This window comes from Pseudomonas sp., assembly GCF_030147005.1.
Taxonomy (GTDB): Bacteria; Pseudomonadota; Gammaproteobacteria; order Pseudomonadales; family Pseudomonadaceae; genus Aquipseudomonas.
This window is the reverse complement of sequence record NZ_JASLAW010000067.1, coordinates 1-5,020: the sequence shown is the minus strand read 5'-3', so window position 1 is coordinate 5,020 and position 5,020 is coordinate 1. Positions and strand designations below refer to the sequence as shown.

General features: G+C 61.5%; 7 protein-coding genes. 3 read left to right on the top strand and 4 right to left on the bottom strand.

The window, feature by feature from the left end; genetic code table 11:
• Window positions 1-357 precede the first annotated feature (357 nt).
• On the bottom strand, window positions 358-723 hold the full coding sequence (locus tag Q1V60_RS06630) for a response regulator (protein ID WP_300628563.1): 366 nt from the start codon (window positions 721-723) through the stop codon (window positions 358-360).
• 100 nt (window positions 724-823) lie between these two features.
• Here Q1V60_RS06630 and Q1V60_RS06625 point away from each other — a divergent pair, with 100 nt between their 5' ends.
• Together Q1V60_RS06625 and uraH are read left to right on the top strand one after the other, a co-directional pair.
• Window positions 824-1,297 carry a heme-binding protein gene (locus Q1V60_RS06625; protein ID WP_300628560.1) on the top strand — a complete coding sequence of 158 codons (474 nt, stop codon included), beginning with the start codon at window positions 824-826 and terminating at the stop codon, window positions 1,295-1,297.
• Window positions 1,298-1,323: 26 nt separating this feature from the next.
• Complete coding sequence (gene uraH / locus Q1V60_RS06620; RefSeq protein WP_300628559.1) at window positions 1,324-1,734, top strand: hydroxyisourate hydrolase; 411 nt, start codon at window positions 1,324-1,326, stop codon at window positions 1,732-1,734.
• On the opposite strand, the gene Q1V60_RS06615 is transcribed toward uraH, so the two are convergent.
• Entirely contained in the window at window positions 1,729-2,415 is a 687-nt protein-coding gene (locus tag Q1V60_RS06615; protein WP_300628558.1) for a Crp/Fnr family transcriptional regulator, read from the bottom strand. The genes uraH and Q1V60_RS06615 overlap by 6 nt on opposite strands.
• Before the next feature lie 83 nt (window positions 2,416-2,498).
• On the opposite strand from Q1V60_RS06615, the gene Q1V60_RS06610 reads away from it, so the two are divergent.
• Window positions 2,499-3,011: an Mpo1-like protein gene (locus tag Q1V60_RS06610; RefSeq protein ID WP_300628556.1), complete on the top strand. Its 513-nt coding sequence runs from the start codon at window positions 2,499-2,501 to the stop codon at window positions 3,009-3,011.
• A gap of 126 nt (window positions 3,012-3,137) precedes the next feature.
• Here Q1V60_RS06610 and Q1V60_RS06605 read toward each other — a convergent pair whose 3' ends face one another.
• Both Q1V60_RS06605 and cysW read right to left on the bottom strand, forming a co-directional pair.
• Window positions 3,138-4,118 carry a sulfate ABC transporter ATP-binding protein gene (locus Q1V60_RS06605; RefSeq protein WP_300628555.1) on the bottom strand — a complete coding sequence of 327 codons (981 nt, stop codon included), beginning with the start codon at window positions 4,116-4,118 and terminating at the stop codon, window positions 3,138-3,140.
• Between the two features lie 3 nt (window positions 4,119-4,121).
• Window positions 4,122-4,991 (bottom strand): sulfate ABC transporter permease subunit CysW, encoded by an 870-nt coding sequence (cysW, locus tag Q1V60_RS06600; protein WP_300628552.1) that lies wholly within the window; start codon window positions 4,989-4,991, stop codon window positions 4,122-4,124.
• Window positions 4,992-5,020 lie beyond the last annotated feature (29 nt).

Below are 5,020 nucleotides of genomic sequence, written 5' to 3'. Positions count from 1 at the left end.
GAGCTTGCTCCCGCTGGACTGCGCAGCAGTCCCATTTTCTGGGGTCGCTTCGCGGCCCAGCGGGAGCAAGCTCCCTCGCCACAGGCCGACGGTTGCCTGCTCTAGCGCTTAACTGACTGGCATTGGGGCTTGCCCCCGATTCTGTTGAAAACAGTCGGCTTCGAATTTCACGGCAGAAAAGTACGCGCCTGAGATTGAAATCTGAGTTTTGCGCAGAAGGTTGATGAGTCTGATTTCACGTATCAGCGTGCAAAAGAGGTGTTTTCATCCATCAATATTCGAGCGCTTTGGGCAAGCCGACTTTTTCAACAGAATCCCCCGAAAGCAGTCTTTCAGGCGCTGCACATCCAGGATCAATCACCGCCCCCGATCACGCCGCAGCAATTTCCTCACCCGCGCCACCAACGCCTTGGCGTCGAACGGCTTGAGCAAGTAGTCATCCTCATGCAGTTCCAGCCCGCGCAGACGATCTTCAATGCCATCGGGCGTGGTCAGGAACAGCACGGGCGTTTCTCCCCGCTGGCGAATCGCCTGCTGCAACTTCCAGGCATTCAGGCCTGGCAGCATCACGTCCAGGATCACCAGGTCGTAAACGGTGCTTTCCACAAAGCGCTGCGCCGCCATGCCGTTGGCTGCCACCTCCACGCCGAAACCGGCTTCGCTCAGGCCCTGGGCCATGCGTTGCGCCAGTTGCGGCTGGTCTTCCACTAACAACACCTGCATGCCTTACCTCTGGGTTTGATTACAAACCTGTCATCAAATTGTGCGGCTTTTGACCACGTCCACTGGCTACCGTGACGGCCTGTCTTCTGGAGCGTTCACCATGTTTCGCACTGCCTTGTTCCTGAGCCTCGCCGTGGCGACCGCCGCTCAAGCGACGCCACAATTGCCACGCCACGCCGAGCTGGATTTACGCACCGCGCGCCAATTGGCCGATGCCAGCCTGGCTCACTGCAACGCCGCGCTGACCGTGCTCGACCGTGGCGGCAACCTGTTGCTGAGCCTGCGCGCCGACGGCGTCGGCCCACACAACAGCCTCGCCAGCCAACGCAAGGCCTACACGGCGCTGTCGACCAAAACCCCGACCCGGCTGTTTGCCGAGCGTGCGCGCAACAACCCCGAGGCCGCCAACCTTAACAGCTTGCCTGAATTGCTGTTGCTCGGCGGTGGCGTGCCGCTGTTCGCCGAGGCCGAACTGGTCGGCGCGCTGGGCATCGCCGGTGCCGGCGGCGCAGCGCAGGACGAAGCCTGCGCCGTACAGGCCGCCGAGCAACTGGGCTTGAAAATCACCCCTTGATTCCCCCCGCCAAAAAGGACTTCTCGATGAAAACCCTAAGCATGACCCTCGCCGCCCTCAGCCTGAGCGGCCTGTGCAACCTGGCCCTGGCCGCCGGCAACCCGCTGAGTGTGCATGTGCTCAACCTGGAAAATGGCCTGCCAAGCGCCGGCGTCAGCGTGACCCTGGAAGAACACGTGGGCGACCAATGGCAGTCGCTGTCCCAAGGCGTGACCAACCAACAGGGGCGCATCGCCGAGCTGTTCCCCGCCGATCGCAGCATGAAGCCGGGCGAGTACCGCGTGGTGTTCAAGACCGGCGACTATTACAAGAAAGCCAACCGCGAAACCTTCTTCCCCGAAGTGCCGGTGATTTTCCAGGTCAAGCAGACTGACCAGCACTACCACATCCCGCTGTTGCTCAGCCCTTACGGGTTCTCCACCTATCGCGGTTCATAGGCCCGCAGCCAGCCGCAGGCCATTGAGGTCGAGTATCTCAATGGCGCCGTAGCTCAGGCCGATGATGCCCTGTTGCTCCAGCGTTTTGAGCAGGCTGTTGATGGTCTGGCGCGACAGGCCCAGCATCGCCGCGAGGTCTTCCTGGGGCAGCTGCAACACCCGCCGGGTCTGCTCTACCTCACCGTAGCCTTCAGCGATCATCAACAGCCGATGGGCCAACCGCGCCGACGCGGGCATCAGGCTCATCTGTTCGATATTGATTAACGACAAGCGCAGCTTGTGGCTCATCAACAGGGCCACATCGCGCCAATACGCCGGTTGCCGCTCGAGGATGCCGAGCATCGCCAACTGCGGCACCTGCAACAGTGTGCACGGCCCCGTGGCGAGGGCATCGTGGGTACGCGGCAGGTTGTCGAACAGGCAGATTTCGCCGAACCAGTAAGGCGTCTCCACCAGGCTCAGCACCGCTTCCTTGCCCTGGGCATTCACCGCGCTGATGCGCACCGTCCCTTCCAGCACCGCATACAGGCCACACGGCGGATCGCCGCGCTTGAACAGAAACTGCCCCGCCGTCAGCGAGCGCAACCGCGCCGCCGCCAGCAGGCTACGCTGCAGGTGTGCCGGCAGGTGGCGAAACCAGTGGCCGCTGGCCAAGTGCGCGTGCCATTTCCCTGTGTCCATGCGAACTCCGAAGATTGTCGCCCAGTTGACAGTTAGGCGCCGGCTGACAAGGCATGATCAAACATCCTACAGGAGGGACAACAATGAAAAGCCTCGTCGACCACCTCAGTCAATACGCCGCCTACCACCGCGACCCACGCAATATCGCCAGCCATTTCATCGGCATTCCATTGATCGTGGTGGCGGTCGCCGTGCTGCTGTCTCGCCCCGAATGGCCGGTTGGCGGGCTGTGGATTTCACTGGCGGTGGTGCTGGCGTTGTTCTCGGCGTGGTTTTACCTGCGCCTGGAGCTGGCCCTGGGTGTGTGGATGACGCTGCTGATGGGTTTGTCGGTATGGGCCGGGCATGTGCTGGCGGCGCAGAGCACGACGGTGTGGTTGAGCAGCGGTATCGGGATGTTTGTGGTGGGCTGGGTGATTCAGTTTGTCGGGCATTACTACGAAGGCAGGAAACCGGCGTTTGTGGATGATGTGTCGGGGCTGATCGTGGGGCCGTTGTTTGTGGTGGCGGAGTTGGCATTTCTGGTGGGGTTGCGCCAGGAATTGAAGCAACAGATTGAAGCGCGTTCGGGGGCAGTTCTGCTGCGCACGGCCTGAATGTGGGAGCGGGCTCGCTCGCGAAGGCGCAGTGTCAGTGGATACATCATCAACTGATAAGACCGCCTTCGCGAGCAAGCCCGCTCCCACACAAGCCCGATCCCACAAGGGGATGTTGCTCTGGTGTCAGGCCTTCTGCCAGACCTTGGGCTTGAAGAACAGAGTTTCGCCACGGGCCAGACCGGTGAGGCTGTCGTGGTCTTTCACCACTTCGGCTTCGATCAGCTCGGGCTGGCCTTCGACTTTCAAGGTCACCCGCGTGGTCGCACCCAGCGGCCGGATATCCCGCACCTCAGCGGCATGGTGATCCTCAAGCTCATGCCGCGACAACGACACTTCGTGCGGGCGGAACAACAGGTGTTTGTCTTCGCCCAAATGCAAGCGGTTGGAGTCGCCGAGGAAGTGATACACAAAATCGCTGGCCGGGTTTTCGTAAACGTCGCCCGGTGAGCCGATCTGCTCGATCACGCCCTTGTTCATCACCACGATACGGTCGGCGACTTCCATGGCCTCCTCCTGGTCGTGGGTCACGAACACTGAGGTCAGGTTGATGTCTTCGTGCAAGCGCGCCAGCCAGCGGCGCAGCTCCTTGCGCACCTTGGCATCGAGGGCGCCGAAGGGTTCGTCCAGCAGCAGCACTTTGGGCTCCACCGCCAGCGCACGGGCCAGGGCGATACGTTGGCGCTGGCCACCGGAGAGTTGTTCCGGGTAGCGATCAGACAGCCAATCGAGCTGCACCATGTTCAGCAGTTCGTGAACCTTGCTCGCGATCTGGCTTTCGGTGGGGCGCTGGCTTTTGGGCTTCATGCGCAGGCCGAAAGCAACGTTGTCGAACACGGTCATATGGCGGAACAGCGCGTAGTGCTGGAACACAAAGCCCACATTGCGATCACGCACATCGTGGCCGGAAACGTCCTCGCCGTGGAACACGATGCTGCCGTCATCCGGGGTTTCCAGGCCTGCGATGATGCGCAGCAAGGTGGTCTTGCCGCAGCCGGACGGACCCAGCAACGCCACCAGCTCGCCACTCTGGATATCCAGGTTGATGCTGTTCAGGGCCTTGAAGGCGTTGAAGTTCTTGCTGACATTACGGACTTCGATCGACATGACTTATTCCTCACCGGCGCTGTTGCGCAGGCGGTTGATTCGGTTCTCGCTCCACTGCTTGAGCAGCAGGATAAAGAGCGCCAGGATCAGCAACAGGCTGGCCACCGCGAAGGCGGCGACGTGGTTGTATTCGTTGTAGAGAATCTCGACATGCAGCGGCAGCGTGTTGGTGACGCCACGGATATGGCCGGACACCACCGACACCGCGCCGAACTCACCCATGGCCCGCGCGGTACACAGCACCACGCCGTAGATCAGGCCCCACTTGATGTTCGGCACGGTGACATGCCAGAACATCTGCCAGCCGTTGGCACCGAGCAGGCGCGCGGCTTCTTCTTCCTGGGTGCCCTGCTCCTGCATCAGCGGGATCAGCTCACGGGCCACGAATGGCACGGTGACGAAGATCGTCGCCAGCACGATGCCCGGCAGCGCAAACACAATCTGGATGTCGTGATCCGACAGCCACGGCCCGAACAGCCCCTGGGCGCCGAACATCAGCACGTACACCAGCCCTGCGATCACTGGCGACACCGAGAACGGCAGGTCGATCAGGGTCACCAGCAGGCTTTTGCCACGGAATGAATATTTGCTCACGCACCATGCGGCGCTGACACCAAACACCAGGTTCAGCGGCACCGAGATCAGCACCGCGATCACCGTGAGCTTGAGCGCCGACAAGGCATCGGGTTCGAAGATTGCAGCGAAGAACGCCCCCAGGCCCAGTTTCAGTCCCTGGGAGACCACGATAAACAGCGGCAGCAGCAGGAACAGCGCAAAGATCAACCAGCCAAGACCGATCAGGACTCGCCGCGATGTTGCACTGCCGCGGCGGGCGGCGTTGGTGGAGGCCGCGTAAATAGACGATTGGGACATGTTCGCGCCTCCTTATGGGGTTTCGATGC